Source organism: Humisphaera borealis, from assembly GCF_015169395.1.
GTDB lineage: Bacteria > Planctomycetota > Phycisphaerae > Tepidisphaerales > Tepidisphaeraceae > Humisphaera > Humisphaera borealis.
Genome location: NZ_CP063458.1, coordinates 5,356,414 through 5,373,935, shown reverse-complemented (window position 1 = coordinate 5,373,935; position 17,522 = coordinate 5,356,414). Strand labels below are relative to the sequence as shown.

12 protein-coding genes are annotated in these 17,522 nt (G+C 63.2%); 7 read left to right on the top strand and 5 right to left on the bottom strand.

Going from position 1 to position 17,522, the window contains the following annotated elements; genetic code table 11:
• Positions 1–152 precede the first annotated feature (152 nt).
• Positions 153–461 carry a FliM/FliN family flagellar motor switch protein gene (locus IPV69_RS20115; RefSeq protein WP_206291510.1) on the bottom strand — a complete coding sequence of 103 codons (309 nt, stop codon included), beginning with the start codon at positions 459–461 and terminating at the stop codon, positions 153–155.
• A gap of 92 nt (positions 462–553) precedes the next feature.
• On the bottom strand, positions 554–1,342 hold the full coding sequence (locus IPV69_RS20110; protein WP_206291509.1) for a sialate O-acetylesterase: 789 nt from the start codon (positions 1,340–1,342) through the stop codon (positions 554–556).
• A 148-nt stretch (positions 1,343–1,490) separates the two neighbouring features.
• Here IPV69_RS20110 and fabZ point away from each other — a divergent pair, with 148 nt between their 5' ends.
• The 3 genes from fabZ (at position 1,491) to IPV69_RS20095 (ending at position 5,337) form a co-directional block, all read left to right on the top strand.
• Positions 1,491–2,810: a 3-hydroxyacyl-ACP dehydratase FabZ gene (gene fabZ / locus IPV69_RS28000; RefSeq protein WP_206291508.1), complete on the top strand. Its 1,320-nt coding sequence runs from the start codon at positions 1,491–1,493 to the stop codon at positions 2,808–2,810.
• A 99-nt stretch (positions 2,811–2,909) separates the two neighbouring features.
• Positions 2,910–4,028 (top strand): acyl-ACP--UDP-N-acetylglucosamine O-acyltransferase, encoded by a 1,119-nt coding sequence (gene lpxA, locus IPV69_RS20100; RefSeq protein ID WP_241180026.1) that lies wholly within the window; start codon positions 2,910–2,912, stop codon positions 4,026–4,028.
• A gap of 274 nt (positions 4,029–4,302) precedes the next feature.
• Entirely contained in the window at positions 4,303–5,337 is a 1,035-nt protein-coding gene (locus tag IPV69_RS20095; RefSeq protein ID WP_206291506.1) for a Gfo/Idh/MocA family protein, read from the top strand.
• Between the two features lie 116 nt (positions 5,338–5,453).
• On the opposite strand, the gene IPV69_RS20090 is transcribed toward IPV69_RS20095, so the two are convergent.
• Positions 5,454–7,769, bottom strand: coding sequence for a PSD1 and planctomycete cytochrome C domain-containing protein (locus IPV69_RS20090; protein ID WP_206291505.1), 2,316 nt, complete (start codon positions 7,767–7,769; stop codon positions 5,454–5,456).
• Between the two features lie 564 nt (positions 7,770–8,333).
• Between IPV69_RS20090 and IPV69_RS20085 the strand changes: the two genes are divergently transcribed.
• Positions 8,334–11,327, top strand: a complete 2,994-nt coding sequence (locus IPV69_RS20085; protein WP_206291504.1) for an NHL repeat-containing protein — start codon at positions 8,334–8,336, stop codon at positions 11,325–11,327.
• A gap of 168 nt (positions 11,328–11,495) precedes the next feature.
• Positions 11,496–12,665 carry a vWA domain-containing protein gene (locus IPV69_RS20080; RefSeq protein WP_206291503.1) on the top strand — a complete coding sequence of 390 codons (1,170 nt, stop codon included), beginning with the start codon at positions 11,496–11,498 and terminating at the stop codon, positions 12,663–12,665.
• 99 nt (positions 12,666–12,764) lie between these two features.
• On the opposite strand, the gene IPV69_RS20075 is transcribed toward IPV69_RS20080, so the two are convergent.
• Positions 12,765–14,618 (bottom strand): phosphoenolpyruvate carboxykinase (GTP), encoded by a 1,854-nt coding sequence (locus IPV69_RS20075; protein ID WP_206291502.1) that lies wholly within the window; start codon positions 14,616–14,618, stop codon positions 12,765–12,767.
• Between the two features lie 214 nt (positions 14,619–14,832).
• Between IPV69_RS20075 and IPV69_RS20070 the strand changes: the two genes are divergently transcribed.
• A complete protein-coding gene (locus IPV69_RS20070; RefSeq protein ID WP_206291501.1) occupies positions 14,833–15,027 on the top strand; it encodes a hypothetical protein in 195 nt (64 codons plus the stop codon).
• A gap of 23 nt (positions 15,028–15,050) precedes the next feature.
• Positions 15,051–16,352 carry a PP2C family protein-serine/threonine phosphatase gene (locus tag IPV69_RS20065; protein WP_206291500.1) on the top strand — a complete coding sequence of 434 codons (1,302 nt, stop codon included), beginning with the start codon at positions 15,051–15,053 and terminating at the stop codon, positions 16,350–16,352.
• A 39-nt stretch (positions 16,353–16,391) separates the two neighbouring features.
• Here IPV69_RS20065 and IPV69_RS20060 read toward each other — a convergent pair whose 3' ends face one another.
• A complete protein-coding gene (locus IPV69_RS20060) occupies positions 16,392–17,204 on the bottom strand; it encodes a pyruvate, water dikinase regulatory protein (RefSeq protein WP_206291499.1) in 813 nt (270 codons plus the stop codon).
• Positions 17,205–17,522 lie beyond the last annotated feature (318 nt).

The window sequence follows — 17,522 nt, the reverse complement described above, 5'->3', positions numbered from 1 at the left end:
CGCAACATCCCAATTCACGATCAAGCCGCAACCCAACCGAGTGATGGCAAATGAATGCGAAGGTTTGAACGCACGAGGAACCCCCGGCGAACGACCTTTCGGAAGATACCTCGGCTTCGCGATCGCTTTGCTTTGGAGGTGGCCGAGACGGCCTACCGTCCGCTGATCGCCTTGAGGATGGCCTTGGGGTCCCCCACCTTGGTGATGCGCAGGCCGAAGTTTTCCCCCACTTTCACCGTCTCCCCCTGTCCGACGACCTTGTTGTTGATCATCAGTTCCAGCGGTTCGCTGCTGCTCTTGACGAACTCGATGATCGCCCCCACGCCAAGCCGCATGACTTCGCTCAGGAGGATCTTGCGGTCGGCCAGGCGGACAATGACCGGTACGTGCAGCTTGAGCACCCGCTGAAGGCGTTGCTGCTGGGCGGAGACCGGGTTGGGGCGAGCTTGTAGCAGTGGCACTCCAAGGTTATCGGTCCTGAGGCCTTCTGGCCTTGAGAACCTTCGCCAGCGATTCCAAATCTCAGCGACACCTTCCTTCGTGCCTCTTGGCGCTACTTCTTGTTCGCGTCGGTTGCGGCGAGCTTCATCCACTGCGCGGCGTACCGCTTTCCGAACTCGCGATATGCGGCGGCGTTAAAGTGAACCTTGTCGCCCTTGTGTTCAAGCCCCTTGGAATCCGCCACCGCCAGGTGCGGAATACTCTTAGGCAGGTCGCTCAACACCGTGTTGATGGCATCTTTTCCCGCGAAAAACTCGCCGAGCAGTCCCACCACCACGGGCACGTCAGGTGAATGAAGGTCCTTTCGAAACGCCGCGAAAAGCTTGCCGACACTGGCGGCGTAGGTGTCGGTCTTCTTGCTGTCGGCTTCCCCCTGGTGCCAGAGAATGCCGGCGAGCGTGCCGTCCTTCATCGCCACGCCGGCCCGCTTGATCGCATCGGCGTAGAGGCCGTCGGGCTTGTCCGGCGACCACTGCGCGATCGACGTCCCTCCGAAAGCGCACGGGATCAGGCCGATGATGTCGTCCGGGTTGGCCTCGGCGACGACTTTCCCGAAGGTGGTCCCCAGGCCGACGCCGGTCATCGTCGGTTTGTCGAAGTGAATCGGATCCACCGCCGGCACCCATTTGCCTTCTTTATTGAGCGTGACGACCCTGGGGTGCGGTTTCTTATCCTGGTCTTCGACGGTGCCGCGACCAGCCATGTTGGACTGCCCCACGAGCAGGAACAGCTTGAATTTGGCCTTTGCCGGCGGCTTAAACTCGGCCGCCCCGGCCGACGCCACGATCAGAAGGCTCGCCAGCGAGGCGACAATGTGAGCGAAATGCCTGGAAATGAACATGAATCCTCCTCAAGGATGCCGAACGCTTCTACTTATCGCGATTACCTGTATTATGTCGGGCTAGCGTAGCACGGACCAGATGTCCGTGATATTGCCACAGGTAGGATGCCTGTGAGACCCCAGCTGAAACGAGAGTCCACACCTGTCCGTGAACAACCGGCAACGCACAATTTCCAGAGAGGCATCGTTTACGGGTCCGGGCCTATTCTCGGGCGAACCGACCACGCTGACCGTCGCGCCCGCGAACGAGGGGACCGGCATTACCTTCGTGCGCGAACAGGACGGCAAGGCCGCCGTCATTCCCGCGCTGGTTCAGAACGTCATGAATCGCCCGAGGCGGACCTGTCTCAAGAACGGCACGCTGTTCGTCGAGACGGTCGAGCACTGCATGGCGGCCCTTTCGGGCCTGGGCGTCGACAATGCCGTCGTTCGTGTGTCGGGCGGGCAAATTGGCGAGCTTCCCGGTGGCGACGGCAGCAGCAAGCCGTTCGTTGACACGATCCTCGAAGCGGGTGTCGTGGATCAGGAAGCGGAGATCGAGCCGTTGATCATCCGTAAGCCGGTGCAGGTTTCGCTCGACGGCGCCACCATCGCCGCCCTGCCCGGGCCGACCGACTGCCTGGAGATCCTGTACGACTTCGAGGCTCCCGCGCCCGTCGGGAGGCAACTGGTCAGCTTCCGGCTCGGCGACGAAGACTTTGCCAAGATGATCGCGCCCGCCCGGACGTTCGTCTTCGAGCAGGAGGCCAAGGAGCTGCGCGCCCGCGGGCTCGGCAAGCATCTGACGCCTAAGGAACTGCTCGTCATCTCGCCGGAAGGTCCGATCGACAACGTCTTCCGCTTTCCGGACGAATGCGGCCGGCACAAGCTGCTCGACCTGATCGGCGACCTCTATCTGACGGGCAGGCCCATCCGCGGGCGAATCGTTGCGTGCAAGAGCGGGCACAAGCTGAACCACATCATGGCGCGGCGACTGCTCGAGCAGGAGGAATCGCACCAGCGTCAGAACCTGGTGCACCGCGACGCCGAGATGGACATCCGTCGTATTCAGCGGATTCTGCCGCACCGCTACCCGATGCTGCTGGTGGACCGCGTGCTTGAAATCACCAAGAACGGTGAGAAGGCCGTCGGGATTAAAAATGTGACGTTCAACGACATCTTCTTCCAAGGTCACTACCCGGGCACGCCGATCATGCCCGGTGTGTTGATCGTGGAAGCGATGGCCCAGCTTGGCGGGCTTTTGCTGAGCCGCAAGCTCGAACATACAGGAAAGCTTGCGATTCTCTTAAGTATGGATAAGGTGAAGATGCGTCACCCCGTGGTTCCGGGTGACCAGTTGATCCTGGAGGCAGTCGCCGTGCGGGTGAAGAGCCGAACCGGCCATGTGCGATGCAAGTCCTTCGTTAACGACAAGCTGGCCTGCGAAGCGGACATTAAGTTTATGCTGGTGGATGCCGAGCCGGTGTAACCACGTTCGATCTGCCTTCAGGCGACCGAAATTGCGATCGAGAGTAACGCCCGATAAATCAGTTCACGAGGAACGCAGCCCCGAGCCGATCAATTGAACGTGCTCGGATTCACCAAGACATCGCGGACCTTTCTTTCCCCCAGTTCTCCCTACGGCGACGTGACCGATACGCGGATGGAACATCGCAACGGAAAAACCTCGGAGACCAAACGCCCCGCGTGGTTCCGCAATCTGTTCAGCTTCCGCTTTTTTACCGAAGAAGACCGGAAGATCAGCGACAAGGCGATCATCGACCCGGCCGCGGAGATTGCGGAGGACGTGGAGATCGGCCCGTTCTGCGTCATCGGCCCGAACGTCAAGATCGACGCCGGCTGCATCCTGCACAATAACGTCACGGTTTCCGGCAACACGACCATCGGTCGTGACAACATTTTCTTCCCGAATTCGGTCATCGGCACCGCCCCCCAGGATAAGAAGTTCAAGGGCGCGGCGACCCGGCTGATCATCGGAACCGGCAACGCATTCCGCGAAGCCTGCACGGTCCACGTCGGCACCGAAAAGGGCGGCGGCCTCACCCGGATCGACGACGACAACCTGTTCATGGTCAACAGCCATATCGGCCACGACGCCCTGATCGGCAGCCACTGCGTGGTCGCCAATAACGTCATGATTGCCGGCCACGTTGTCGTCGGCGACTACGTGGTGATGAACGGCGGCGTCGGTGTGAACCAGTTCGTCTCGATTGGCGACTTCGCGTATCTCTCGGGCTATGCCCGGGTCCATCATGACGTCCCGCCGTTCTGTAAGATTGACGGCTCGGACGAGATCCGCGCCCTCAATAAGGTCGGGATGGCGCGATCGGGTATGAGCGCTGTCGATATCGCGGCGGTCGACGAGGTGTTCCGCAAGCTGTTCCTGAAAAAGCGTCCGCTCCTGACGGCGATGCGCGAGTTCGAAGGCGTCGAGGGGCTGAATCCCAACGTCGTCCAGTTGCTGCAGTTCCTGACCCGTCGCAATCAGGGCAAACACGGGCGTTACCTGGAAACCCAGCGGAACAAGCTTGCCGAACCGCTGCCGCCAACGGTGGCACCGGACGTGCACCCTGCCGAGGTGGTCGTCAATCCTGTCGACCCGGTAGCGCCTGCTGCTGAAGTCGTCGCTGAAGCGATTCCCTCGCCCTCTCCCGTCTCCGAAACCGCGCCGGCCCAGCCTGTTTAGTGGTCGGACCGCAGGTCCCTTCTCTATCGATCGGGCTTCCCCATCGGCGTGTTGCCGCCGCTTGCAAGGCGACACGCCGTCTGTCGGCTCATTCACTCATCCGGATCACCATCGAATCCCGCGAGCTGTGTGTTCAGCGATCACGCCGCCGTTGCGCTTTGCCGGCGGGCCAGGCAGTACGAAGCCGGATCTTTTGCCACACGTCGGTTGATGAGACTTCCGCACCGGTCCCTGTTACCATCCGCGCTCAACCCAACAGAGGAAGTCCACCAGAGTGAGTGTGCCTGAAATCAGTCCATCGGAACGGATCCCGGTCGCGGTCGTCGGCTGCGGTCGCATGGGGCGGCTCCACGCCCGCGTCTATTCGGAAATGCCCCAGGTCAAGCTGGTCGGCGTGTGCGACGCCGACAGCGGCGTGGCCGAGGCCGTCGCGCAGCAATACAACTGCGGCGCGTTCAAGAACCCGCAGGACTTGCTCGCGGCCAACCCCAACCTGGGCGCGGCGACGATCGCCGTCCCCACCGTTTTCCATAGCACTGTCGGCGAATTGCTGATGCGGGCGGGCGTCAACTGCCTGATCGAAAAACCGCTCGCCAAAGACGTCGCCGACGCACGGCATATCGCCGCCGTCGCCAAAGAGACCGGCGTAACAGTCCAGGTCGGTCATATCGAGCGATTCAACCCCGCCGTCCGGGCGATGGGACGTTTGGGCATCAAGCCGCGGTTCATCGAAGTCACCCGTATCAGCCCGTTGACGTTTCGCAGCATCGATGTCGGCGTCGTGCTGGACATGATGATCCACGACATCGATATCGTGCTTCGCCTGGCCGACTGCGAAGTAAGCCGCATCGATGCCACCGGCGTCAGTGTGATCGGCAACGTGGAAGACATCTGCAATGCCCGGCTGACGTTCGCCAACGGCTGCGTCGCCAACGTGACGGCGAGCCGGTTGGCGCTCAAGACCGAACGCCGGCTCCGCGTCTTCAGCCCCGACGCGTACGTCTCGATCGACTACCAGAAGCGATATGGCATGGTCGCTCGCCGCAGCGAGAACCTCGAGGCCATTCGCCAGACGGTGACGAAGATTCGTGCCGGCGAGATCCGGGATCTGTCGCAGGTGAAGTTTGACGAGATCGTGCAGATCGAGGAACTCCAGATCGACGACATTGAACCGCTCCGCGCCGAGCTCGATTCGTTCATCAGCGCCGTCGTGAATAAGACGACACCTGAAGTGACGGTGGAGCACGGCCTGGCCGCGGTCGAAGTGGCCACGCGGATCGTCGAATCGATCAAGACCGAATCGCTCTAACTGCCCGTGCAGAATGACGCGATTGTGGTGCAGGCGTCCCGCCTGCAAACGCAGCCGGGACGGCTGCACCACAATGAAGCCGATTCACGCGTAAGTCGGTCGCGGCTTTCGCCTGGTCACTCCCGCGTCACTGTCTCATCAAGGTTAAGAACGGCGCGGGCGACGATAATCCACGCGGCGAAGTCGGGTTTCTCGATACCCTTTGGTGGCACGCCGCCGCACAACAATTCCGCTCCTTTGATATCCGCCGCAAACGCCGCCCGCTGCCTGGCGAGCAGACCGGCGAGGATCTGCCGCTCCTGGGCGTCCGGGACTCGGCCGGTGGAAAGGCGGAACGCCGCTGCGATGCGGGATGTGTCGTCGGTATCCGCCAAGCCGCCGACGAGAACGCGGGTCGCCAGCGCCCGGGCGAACTCGACGAACGCCTCGTCGTTCAGCGTCATCAGCGACTGCAACGGCGTATTGGACCGAAGCCGTCTGGTGCACGTGCTCGTGCCGTCGGGTGCATCGAAGCCGCTGAGCAGCGGGTGCGGCGTGGCCCGATACAGGAAGGTGTACATGCCCCGGCGATAGCGGTCGGGGCCGACACTCGGCTTCCACTCGCGCTTCACCTGCCCCAGGCCCATCACGCCGGCGGGGATCGGCGGAAAGACGCTCGGCCCGCCGACCTTATCGACGCGCAATCCACTGGCGCTCAGCGCGACGTCGCGGACGATCTCGGCGTCGAGCCGGAAACGGTTCTGCCTTCCCAGCAGTTTGTTGTAAGGATCGGCCTCGGTCAGATCGGCCCGCGCGAGCGACGCCTGACGGTAAGTCGCCGATGTCGCGATCAGCCGATGCATCGACTTCTGGCTCCAGCCGACACGCTGGAACTCCTTCGCGAGCCAGTCGAGCAGTTCCGGGTGCGACGGCGGTGTGCCCTGGGTGCCGAAGTCGTTCTCGGTTTCGACCAAGCCGCGGCCGAAATAGCGCATCCACATCCGATTGACCGTCACACGTGCTGTCAGCGGGTTCTCAGGGCTCACCAGCCAGTTCGCAAGGTCCATGCGGTTGGGGGTGGATTGAGGCTTCGATTCCAGTGGCGGCAGCACCGCCGGTGTGCCGGGGGTGACGTCTTCGCCCCGGCGGGTGAAGTCTCCCTTGATGAACAGGAAGTTCTCACGCGGTGTCTTGCGCTCTTCGAGCACCATCGTGCTCGGGCCGGTCTGCTTCTTGAGGTCGGCCAATTCCCTCTTGCGGATGCCAAGTTCGACCGCGCGCGATTTGCCGCCATCCGGCGACGCCTTGGCTTCGGCTTCCATTTTCTTGTACTCGGCCTCGGCGGCCTTGAGCTTCGCCGCGTGGGCCTTCTGCTGGGCGGCGTCGGCCAGCTTCAGCGTCGCGTCGTCCTGGTTGTTCAGGAACGCCATCATCCGGTAGTACTCTTTCTGGCTGATGGGATCGAACTTGTGGTTGTGGCACTGGGCGCACGCGATCGACAGTCCGAGCCACACCGTCCCGGTCGTGCCGACGCGATCGATGACCGCCTCGACGCGGAACTGTTCCGGGTCGATCCCCCCTTCCTGGTTGATCATCGTGTTGCGGTGGAAGCCGGTGGCGACCTTCTGGTCGAGCGTTGGCTTGGGGAGCAGGTCGCCGGCGAGTTGCTGGATGGTGAACTGGTCGAACGGAAGGTCGCGGTTGATCGCATCGATGACCCAGTCGCGGTACTTCCAGATCTCGCGCGGGGCGTCGACGGAGTAGCCGTTGGAGTCGGCATAGCGGGCCTGGTCGAGCCAGTGCTTGCCCCAGCGCTCGCCATAAGCCGGCGAATCGAGCAGGCGGTTGACGACTTTCTCATAAGCATCGGGTGATTTGTCGGCGAGGAAGGCGTCAATCTCCGCCGGCGTCGGTGGAAGGCCGGTGATGTCGAGATGCACTCGGCGGAGGAGCGTCTCCTTTACGGCCTCGGCTGACGGTTTGAGCTTTGCCGCTTCGAGCTTCGCCAGGACGAAAGCGTCGATCGGGTTGCGAACCCATCCTTGCTGAGCGGTGGCCGGCGGATCGACGCGAACCGGTTTGCGGAACGACCAATGCGTGACGCCTGCCGTCGCCTCTCCCGCGGCCGAGTCGGGCCAAACCGCGCCGGCGTCGATCCAGGCGACCACCGCGGCGATCTGCTCGGCCGACAGCGCCGGTTTCTTTTCCGGCATTTTCGGCTCATCGCCGAGGCCCTTCAGGCGATGGACGAGGTAACTGTCGGCCCCCTTGCCCGGCAAGATGGAAACACCGGTGGTGCCGCCCTTCATCGCGGCCGCCCGAGAGTCCAGACGTAAGCCACCCTTCTGCTTGGTCGCTCCATGGCATTCGATACACGAGGCCGCGAAGATCGGCTGGATGGTGGTGACGAAGTCGGGCGACGGCGCAGCGGCGTGGGTGGGGCTTGGGACCATCGCTGCGATCGCGAACAATAAGACGACCGCAGTGCCACGAAGACCTGGCGGGCAACCGAGACGTGAACGGGCTTGATTTTGGTGCCCAGGCATTGCTGCCGCCGAATCAAATTCCCGCGACGAAGAAATTTGTGATCCGCCCCACATTGCAAGTTGTCGAGCTATCTGATTCATGAATCCTGCTCCGGTGGCGATGATTCTCGTCGTTCGCCTTGTTGTTACTGCCGCCGTGCCAGAACGTTACCCTCTTCAGGGCTACCGTTGCCGGCCGAGGAAATCCCCGTGTCATTTCGGTAAACGCTTTGCGTGGCTTATCTTGCGAACACGCAGAAGACTGGCCATTGACGTAAGTTTCGTTTGCCACCAGCGCCAGTGCGGGTATGATAATGCGGATCGGCGCGACCGGGTAACCGGAAGTTCTCGCCGTTCCAAGAAACCGTCCGTTGCTGAAATCGTTGCCCGAGAAAGCGGCGATGGCAACGGCGGTCGCAGACGCATCATGTACCGGCGATTCGGACAGCCGAACGCCCCGGGTTGGTGAAGTCCGCAGGGAGTGAGCACGCTATGGGTATTCAGATGTCCGGCATTCAATCGCTGTTGTCGTCGCGGTCGCGTAAGAGCAAGGTGGCCGCCGCGGTCGCTGCTACGCTCGAAACCCTGGAAAACCGCCAACTGTTTGCCGGCGATCTCCCGATTGATATTCCGCCCATCCTTGATGTTCCGCCCATTCTGGTGTCGCCGCCTCCGCCGCCCTCGGATACCGTTCTTCCGACGGCAACATTGAAACTCGACGACATCAAGACGGCTGGCGGAGCGTTCGGCACGCTTGTCGTCCGGTATGAAGACGCAGGCGGCCTCGATCTGAAGACCATCGATATCGACGACGTATCCGTCCTGACCCCCGACGGCGTTTCCCTGCCCGTGACAAAGGTCGGCCCGCTGGACGACAAATCGACCGTCAACGCGTACGACGCGGTCTACACGTTCAATGCCGTTGGCGGCGCTTGGGACCAAACCGACAACGGAGCCTATACCGTCACCGTGAAGCCCAGGATGGTGGCAGACGCGGCGGGTAACCTGGTTGGATCGGTCACCGGTACGCTGAAGGTGGACATCGCGCCGCCGGTCGTCCCACCCGTGGTGCCCCCCGTGGTGCCGCCGGTCGTTCCACCGACCGTGCCCCCCACCGTTCCGCCGACGGTTCCCCCGGTGGTGCCGCCTGTCGTGCCGCCCACGGTTCCCCCCACAGTCCCGCCGACTGTTCCGCCGCCCCCCACGGGTGACACGACCGCCCCGACGGCGGTGATCTCGCCGATTTCCGCGGTCGATAAGGCCGGCTTCTCACCCAAGACGGTGACCGTCACCTACCAGGACAATGACAGCGTCGATGTTCAGTCGATCGGCGTTGGCGACCTGTCGGTCGTCGGCCCCGGTGGCTCGCCGCTGGCCGTGACCGGCGTCAGTGTGCAGCCGAACAGTGACAGCGAGAAAATCACCGCGGTCTACACGCTGCTGGCCCCCGGATCTTCGTGGGACATCAACGACAACGGCGACTACACCGTGACGCTCAACGCGGACGCGGTGAAGGATGTCTCGGGCAATGGCGTCGCGACGATCAGCTCGTCGTTCAATGTCGCCGTTCCCCCGCCCGCCCCGGTTATCGATGACAGCTTCAGCGGCGGCGGTGTTCTCAACACCGGCTTCGTTGCCGAGGGCAGTGCCGCCCTCGCCGACGGCAAGCTCTTGGTCGTCGGCCGTCAGGGTGACCTGGCCGCCGGTTCGTCGCAGTACGTCGTCAAGAAGCTCAATACCGACGGCAGCACCGACACCTCGTTCGGTCGCGGCGGTGTGGTGGTTAGCGCCCCGGGTGGCAACGAAGCGGCGTTCTCCGTCGCGATCGGCCTCGACGGCTCGATCTTCATCGCCGGCACCAAGAACGGCGACCTCGTCGTCACCAAGCTTAAGAGCAGCGGCTCGATCGACAGCAAGTTCGGCGAGCAAGGCCAGGCCGTCGTCAACCTGGGCGCTTCGGATGACCGGGCCTATAGCGTCGCGATCGGGCCGGACGGCTCGGTCGTCGCTGTCGGTTCTTCGGGCAGCACCTTCGCTTTGGTTAAGTTCACCGCCAAGGGTGAACTTGACGGCAGCTTTGGCACCAGTGGCATCGTCACCGGCGGACCGACGTGGCCGGGCGTCTGCTCCAGCGTTGCGGTGCTGGCCGACGGCCGCATCGTCTGCGGCGGCAGCACCGGCGACAACGTAATCGTCTACCGTCTAACCGCCAGCGGCGGCTGGGACGGCAGCCTTTCGGATGACGGTCAGCTCAACGTCCCCGGCATGAAGGCCCGCACCGATCTCAATGGCGCGGACAACACCGTCGGCATCGCGCTTCAGGGCGACAAGCTGCTGGTCACCGGCCGGCACAACGGCGACTTCGCCGTCGCCCGCCTGAACGCCGACGGATCACTCGACGGCACCTTCGGCGACGGTGGCATCAAGGTGGTCGACATCGGCGGCGACGACGACGCCGACCAGGTCATCGTGCAGCCGACCGGGCAGATTTTCATCATCGGCACCAGCGAGCAGGGCGCGAACATCCGCCTGGGCATCGTGGTGCTGGATGCCAACGGCAGCCTCGACCCGAGCTTTGGTGTGAACGGCGTTGCGACGGTCGATTCCGGCTTCCAGGGTGCCGGCAAGGCGCTGCACATCGGCACGCTCGTCGTCCGGGCGTTCGCGTCGGCCCAGTCCAACGGACAGGTCGTCGTCGGTGCCGGTCAGAACAACAACACCCCGCAGGAAGCCGGTTCGGGTCTGCGGCGTCTCAACGTCCCCGGCAGCGGTCTGCTGGGCCGCTTCGGCACGGTCAACGGCTCGAACCGCAAGCTGTCGTTCGTCGATAACGACGGTACCCGCGTCACCATCCAGATGGTCAATGGCACGGGCAAGGCGCTCTACGACGGCAGCGTGGTCGATCTTGAAATCAGTGACAGCTCCGAAGCGTCGAAGGTCATCATCAAGACCGTCGGCGGCGACGGCAAGGTCAGCATTCGCCATGTCGAACTGGCCGGTGGCATCGGCGTGTTCAACGCCAAGACAGCAACGATCTCCGGCGCATTCACCTCGCCGGGCAAGGTACAGAAGGTCATGCTGCGTTCGCTGGACGGCGGAACGCTGGCGGCGGGCGGCGGCATCGGCCAGCTGCTTGTCGGCGGCGAAGTCAAGAACTCCGTCGTCCTCGCGGGTGCATCGCTCGGTGCGGACAACGCCCTGGGCGGCACCGGCGTCAATGCCGACGTCTTCTCGGCCGCGGCGATCACCGCGATCAACGTCAAGGGCGCCGTCCGCGGGTCCGTCATCGCGGCGGGCCTCAGCACGGCCAACGCCACGCTGCTCGACGCCGGCGATACGATCCTCGACCCCGCGACCAGCGTCATCGGCAGCGTGTTCGCCAAGGGTGGCGTTGATGCGGCGAGCAAGATCGTCGCCGGTGCGATCGGCAAGGCCAAGATCCCCGATCTGATCGACACGGCGACCGATCCGCGATTTCAGTTCTAAGCTTTTCCTGCATGGAATCCGGGCCGGTGCGACGTGAGTCGCACCGGCCCGTTTTCGTAGGTGACACGGGAGTGACGACATCCCCTTTCCAAAGTGGACGCGTGAAACTTCCGCGATCGTTGCGCGTCTGAATAGTGGACACGCTAACCACACAACGGAGGCTACATCATGCGACACCTGACACGAGGTTTCGTCGCCGCGGTTCTGTATTCGACCATGGCCCTTTCGCCCGCGGCGATCGCCGCCGACGGCGAACGGATCGCGATTCCCAAACCCGCCGATGCGCCGGCCGGCCAGCCGGCTGCGGACAAGCCACATATTGACGTGGTGTTTGCGATCGACTGCTCGGGCTCGATGGGCGCAGTGATCGAAACCGCTAAGCAGAAGGTCTGGACGATCGTCAACCAGACTGCCAAGGCCAAGCCGTCGCCGGTGCTGCGGATCGGGCTGATCGGCTACGGCAACGGCATGGGCCCGTTTCGAAACTTCCCGCTGACCGACGACTTGGACGAGGTCTACAAAAACCTCATGACGTTCAAGGACGAAGGCTGGGGCAGTGAGTTCGTCGGGCTTGCGGTTGATCGCGCGACCAACGAAATGAAGTGGGCCGACGGCAAGCAGACGCTGAAGGTGATCTACGTCGTCGGTAACGAGACGGCCCGCCAGGGCCCGGCCGACAAGGATTACGCCAAGACCGCCCCGCTGGCGATCGCAAAGGGGATCATCGTCAACGCGATCTACTGCGGCGATGTGGATTACCAGAACGCCCCGCCAACCTGGCGCGAGATGGCCAAGCTCGCCGACGGACAGTACATGGAGATCGCCCAGACCGGCGGCGCGATCTACGTCGCCACGCCCTTCGACGACGAGTTGGCCAAGCTGTCGGGCGACCTGAACAAGACCTACTGCGGCTATGGTTCGCGCGCGAAGGACGGTTTCGCGCTGCAAACCGCCGGCGATGCCAGCGCCGCGGGCTTGAGCGGCCAGGTCGCCGCCGAGCGCGCGGTCGCCAAGTCGGCGGCGCAGTACAGCAATGCCCGATGGGACCTGGTCGATGCCTGCAAGGACAAGAACTTCAAGCTGGAAGAACTCAAGGACGATCAGCTTCCCGACGAGCTGAAGAAGCTCAAACCCGAAGAACGCCGGGCGTACATCGACAAGCTCGCCAAGGAGCGCGAAGCGGTTCAGGCGAAGATCAAGGAGATCAGCGTCAAGCGAGACGCGCACATCAAGGCCGAGGTCGAAAAGAAAGGCCTGACCGGAGACAAGGCGTTTGACGAAGCGGTGCGTAAGTCGCTGACGGAGCAGGCCGAGAAGAAGGGGTATAAGTTCGAGTAGTCGAACATAGCGGTCGCACTAAACGGAAGGACCGTCGGCAAGCCGACGGACCTTCTTTGCTGCGATGTAGCGAACAGGAGGGCATTTATCTACCGCGTCTCACAACCGGCTCACCAGCAGTTCCCGCTGGAACACCATCTCCTTCGGCATCTCGCCGGCGAGCTTCAGGAAGATCTCTTCCTGTGACAAGATTTCGGTCTTGAACTCTTCCACCTCCACGGCCTGCAGTTTCTCCAGGTCGTCGTGCGTGATGGAAAGGCCTTCCAGGTCGATGTCCTTGGGGCGGGGCATCCAGCCGAGGAGGGTTTCCTTGGCGTAGGCACGGCCGCGAGAGCGGTCGATGATCCACTTGAGCACGCGCATGTTCTCGCCGAAGCCCGGCCAGATGAACTTGCCCTGGTCGTCCTTGCGGAACCAGTTGACGTGGAAGACACGCGGGCAGTCGCTCATCTTTTTGCGGATGCGGAACCAGTGGACGAGGTAGTCGCGAATGTTGTAGCCAATGAAGGGGAGCATCGCCATCGGATCGCGCCGCACGACGCCTTGCGCGCCGGTCGCGGCGGCAGTGGTTTCACTGCCTAGCGTCGCGCCGACATACACGCCGTGCATCCAGTTGAACGCCTGGAACACCAACGGCACGGTGCGGCTGCGGCGGCCGCCGAAGATGATGGCGCTCACCGGCACGCCGGCCGGGTCGTCCCACGCGGGGTCGAGGGCGGGGTTGTTGGTCGCCGGCGCGGTGAACCGGCTGTTGGCATGGGCGGCTTTGCGGCCGCAGTCGGGCGTCCAGGGCTGGCCGGTCCAGTCGATCGCCTGTGGCGGCGGCACGTCGGTCTTGCCTTCCCACCAAACGTCGCCGTCGGGCGTGAGCGCGACGTTGGTGTAGATGGTTTCTTTCTGCATCGACGCCATCGCGTTGGGATTGGTCTTTTCGTTGGTCCCCGGCAGTACGCCGAAGTAGCCGGCCTCGGGGTTGATCGCCCGCAGCTTTCCGCTCTCCTTGTCGACCCACATCCAGACGATGTCATCGCCGACGGTGGAGATCTTCCACCCTTCCTTCTGGTACTTCTCCGGCGGAATGAGCATGGCGAAGTTGGTCTTGCCACACGCGCTGGGGAACGCGCCGGTGACATACGTCTTCTCGCCGGTCGGGCCGGTCACGCCCATCAGGAGCATGTGCTCGGCCATCCAGTCCTGCTGGAAGCCAAGGAAGCTCGCGATACGGAGCGCCAGGCACTTCTTGCCCAGCAGTGCGTTACCGCCGTAGCCACTGCCGAACGACCAGATCGTATTGTCGAGCGGGAAGTGGCAGATGAATCGGCGTTCGGGGTTGACGTCGCCGACGGAATGCAGGCATCGCGTGAAGTCGTCTTCGTGTTCCGGCCCGCCGGCGGCGAGTTGCTTCCAGGCGACGTCGCCCATGCGGGTCATCAGGCCCATGCTGACGGCGACGTATACCGAGTCGGTCAGCTGCACGCCCACCTTCGCCAGCGGCGAGCCCGCCGGCCCCATGATGAACGGCACGACGTACATCGTCCGCCCCTTCATGCAGCCGGTGAATAAGCCGCGCAGCTTGGTGTAGGCCTGGCGGGTCTCCATCCAGTTGTTCGTCGGCCCGGCCATGTCAGCGTTGGGCGTGCAGATGAAGGTCAACTGCTCGGTGCGGGCGACGTCGTTCTGGTTGCTGCGATGCAGGTAACAGCCGGGGAGCTTCTGCTGGTTCAGCTGGATGAAGACGCCCTCTTTCACACCCTGCTGGATAAGCCGCTGTCGTTCCTCCTTCGAACCGTCGAGCCAGACGACACGATCGGGCTGGCACATGGTCACCTTCGCCTCGACCCACGCGCGGACTGAGTTGTTGATCGGAGGATGGGCGCCAATGGAGGGCTTAGAGGTCGCGCCGTCGGCGGCTGTCTGCACGTCCTGTGTTCTTGATTCTGCCGTCATGCTCATGATGTAAAAATCCTTCCTTCGAAGTCGCGGCGGCCTGTTGGCGGGGCAAACTCCACCGCGCCTGCCAGACCGGCCCTCATTATGCCCATTCCCCGCTCGGGAACATACGGGAACCGGAGAAACCTTGGATCGGAAAAAGACTTACGCGGTCCAGAGGAGCGACCTTCTGTTCCCAACTGGCCCTCGGCTGGGTCTTGCGATAGCTTCATCGCATATGCAATACGCCCATCGGTTTACCGACGAACAGATTGTCGAAGCGCTCAAGGCGGTCGCCGCACAAGGTGTCGGCCGGGATGTCGCCGGCGACAAGATCCAGCCGCCGAACCTCTGCGCGTTCTACAACAATCTTCCCCGCCCCGAGCGCGACCGGCTCCTCGGATTGGTGTACAAGCCGACGGCAAAGAAGTAGTCGCGCGCCTAAGGTTGGACCACATGCTCACCAAACGCCGACCATGGAAGGAAGAGCTCGCGATCATCGATCGCGCCATGCACGCCATCTCCGGCGTTACCGACCCTGAAGAACTCGTCAGCGTCTATTGGCGACACATCGGGGAGCTGGTCCCGATCAAAGACTACGTGGCCATTTCGCGGCGACACGAGCCGGCACCTTACTACGTCATCACGCGCTCGAGTCGGTTTACCAAAGAGTACAATCCCTGGACGCAGCGGCACCTGCTTCCGAGGTTCAGTGGCGGCCTTCTCGGTGAGATCGCCTACGCCAATACCCCGATCTTCATCGACGACCTCCCCGCCCGGCTGAAAGCCGACGATCCGGCCCGATTCTATCTCGAAGGCTATCAGTCGATGATCGCCCTGCCGCAGTACGACGCTGGCGAGGGGCTCAACGTCACCATGATGCTCCTGCCGAAAGGCCTGGAAATCGACCCGGCGGTCATCCCAGTGCTGCACTGGCAGTCGGGCCTCTTCGGCCGCGGCACGCAGAACCTGGTCCTGCGCAACCAGCTCGAAGACGCGCTGTCGTCGCTCGACCGCGAACTGCAGGCCGTCGGCGCGATTCAGCGGTCGCTCCTGCCGGGCACCCTGCCCACGATTCCCGGCGTGCAGATCGCCGCGTTCTATCAGACCAGCGCCCGCGCCGGCGGCGACTACTACGACTTCTTCCCGCTGTCCGACGGCACCTGGGGTATCTTCATCGCCGACGTCGCCGGCCACGGAACCCCCGCCGCCGTGCTGATGGCGATCACCCACGCACTGGCCCATTCGCAGCCGCATACCCACACCCCGCCGGAAGTACTGCTCGCAAAGCTCAACAACCAGTTGACCCGTTCCTACACGCAGGGCGGAACCTTCGTGACGGCGTTCTACGCCGTGCTCGATCCGGTCACCCGCACGCTCACGTACTGTTCCGCGGGCCACAACCCGCCCCGACTCGTCCGCGGCGACATGATCGATTCACTCGACCTCAACGGCGGTCTCCCGCTGGGAATTCTCGAAGACCAGCCCTACACGCAGGCCGTCGTTTCGATCGATGTTGACGACCTGCTGCTCCTGTACACGGACGGCGTCACGGAGGCTTACGGTCCGGTGTCGGGCGACGGTACAAGAGACCTCTTCGGCGTCGAACGCCTCGATGCGGTGCTCAAGCCGTGCCGTACGCAGGACGCCGACTCCTGCATCGAGCGGATCAAATCCGCCGTCATCGAATTCTGTCGCGGTTCCGCGGCCGCCGACGACCAGACGCTCATCGCGATGCGCTTCCGCCAGCCCGACTGAACTTCAATGTCCTGCGCGGCGCCCGTCGCGCCATGACCATCACTTACGCCGCAACCCGAGCTTGTGAATGATGCGGGCGGCGGTCTCCTCGATCGCCTGGCCGGTGATGTCGAACACTGACCAGCCGCGCTCGTTGAACAACCGCCGGCACCAGGCGATCTCCTTCTTCACCACGTCGAGCCGGTCGTAGTCGGTGCTGCTCATCTGCCAGTCATGATTGCGACGCAGCCGGATTTCGCTCAGCCGGGTCGCGTCGATGATCAGCGCCGCGACCCGTTCCTTCGGCATGGACATCAGCTCGTCCGGGGGCAACACCTGCATCGCCAGCGACACGTTGGCACACTTGAACCCTTCCAACGCGAGGTAGATGCTCGTCGGCGTCTTGCTGGTTCGGCTGACGCCAACGAGAACGACGTCGGCCTCGGCCAGTGACGACAGCCCGAGCCCGTCGTCGTGCTCCAGCGTGTACTCCATCGCGGCGACGCGCCTTTCGTACGCGGCGTCGAGATAGTGCAGGCTCGAACGATCGGCCCTGGGCGCCACGCCCGAAGCGCCGGACAGGAAATCGACGAACGGACCGGTCAGGTCGCTGCACGGGAAACCCCGCTCGGCGCAAAGCTCGGCGATCCTGGCCTTCATCAGCGGATCGACTACGGCATGGAAAACGATCGCGCGTGGGCCGGCCGCACCCTGAAGGTAGGCCTCCACCCGCTCCACCGACTCCACGAACGGCCGAAGCTTCAGCTCGAAGGTCGCCGGCGGAAACTGCGTCAGGAACGCCGACGCCATGTGCCTTGGCAGGTTTCCTGTCGAATCAGAGATGATGTGGATCGGGATTGGTGTCGGCGGCACCGAAGTCCGGGCTACGGGCTTTCCTGGTACAGGCTTTCGTGGTTTGTTGGCGTGTTGCCTGCGGGATGGTTTCGCACGCGTGTTCGGCCCGCCCTTCGACGAGCCCGATGCCGGGGTTTTGCGCTTCGGCTTGCTTTTCTTCATTCGTGCTCCGTTGAGCAAAGATCCAGGAGATGCACTGGTGGCATCGGTACTGCCGTTCCTGCCTACGCCTCGATAGCCTCTGCAAGGGTGATTTATCTGCGACGAGGATCGCGTTTCAAGTTGTTGATCAATATTCCCACGGCTAGCTCGGCTTACCGGACGTTGCGGCGACCC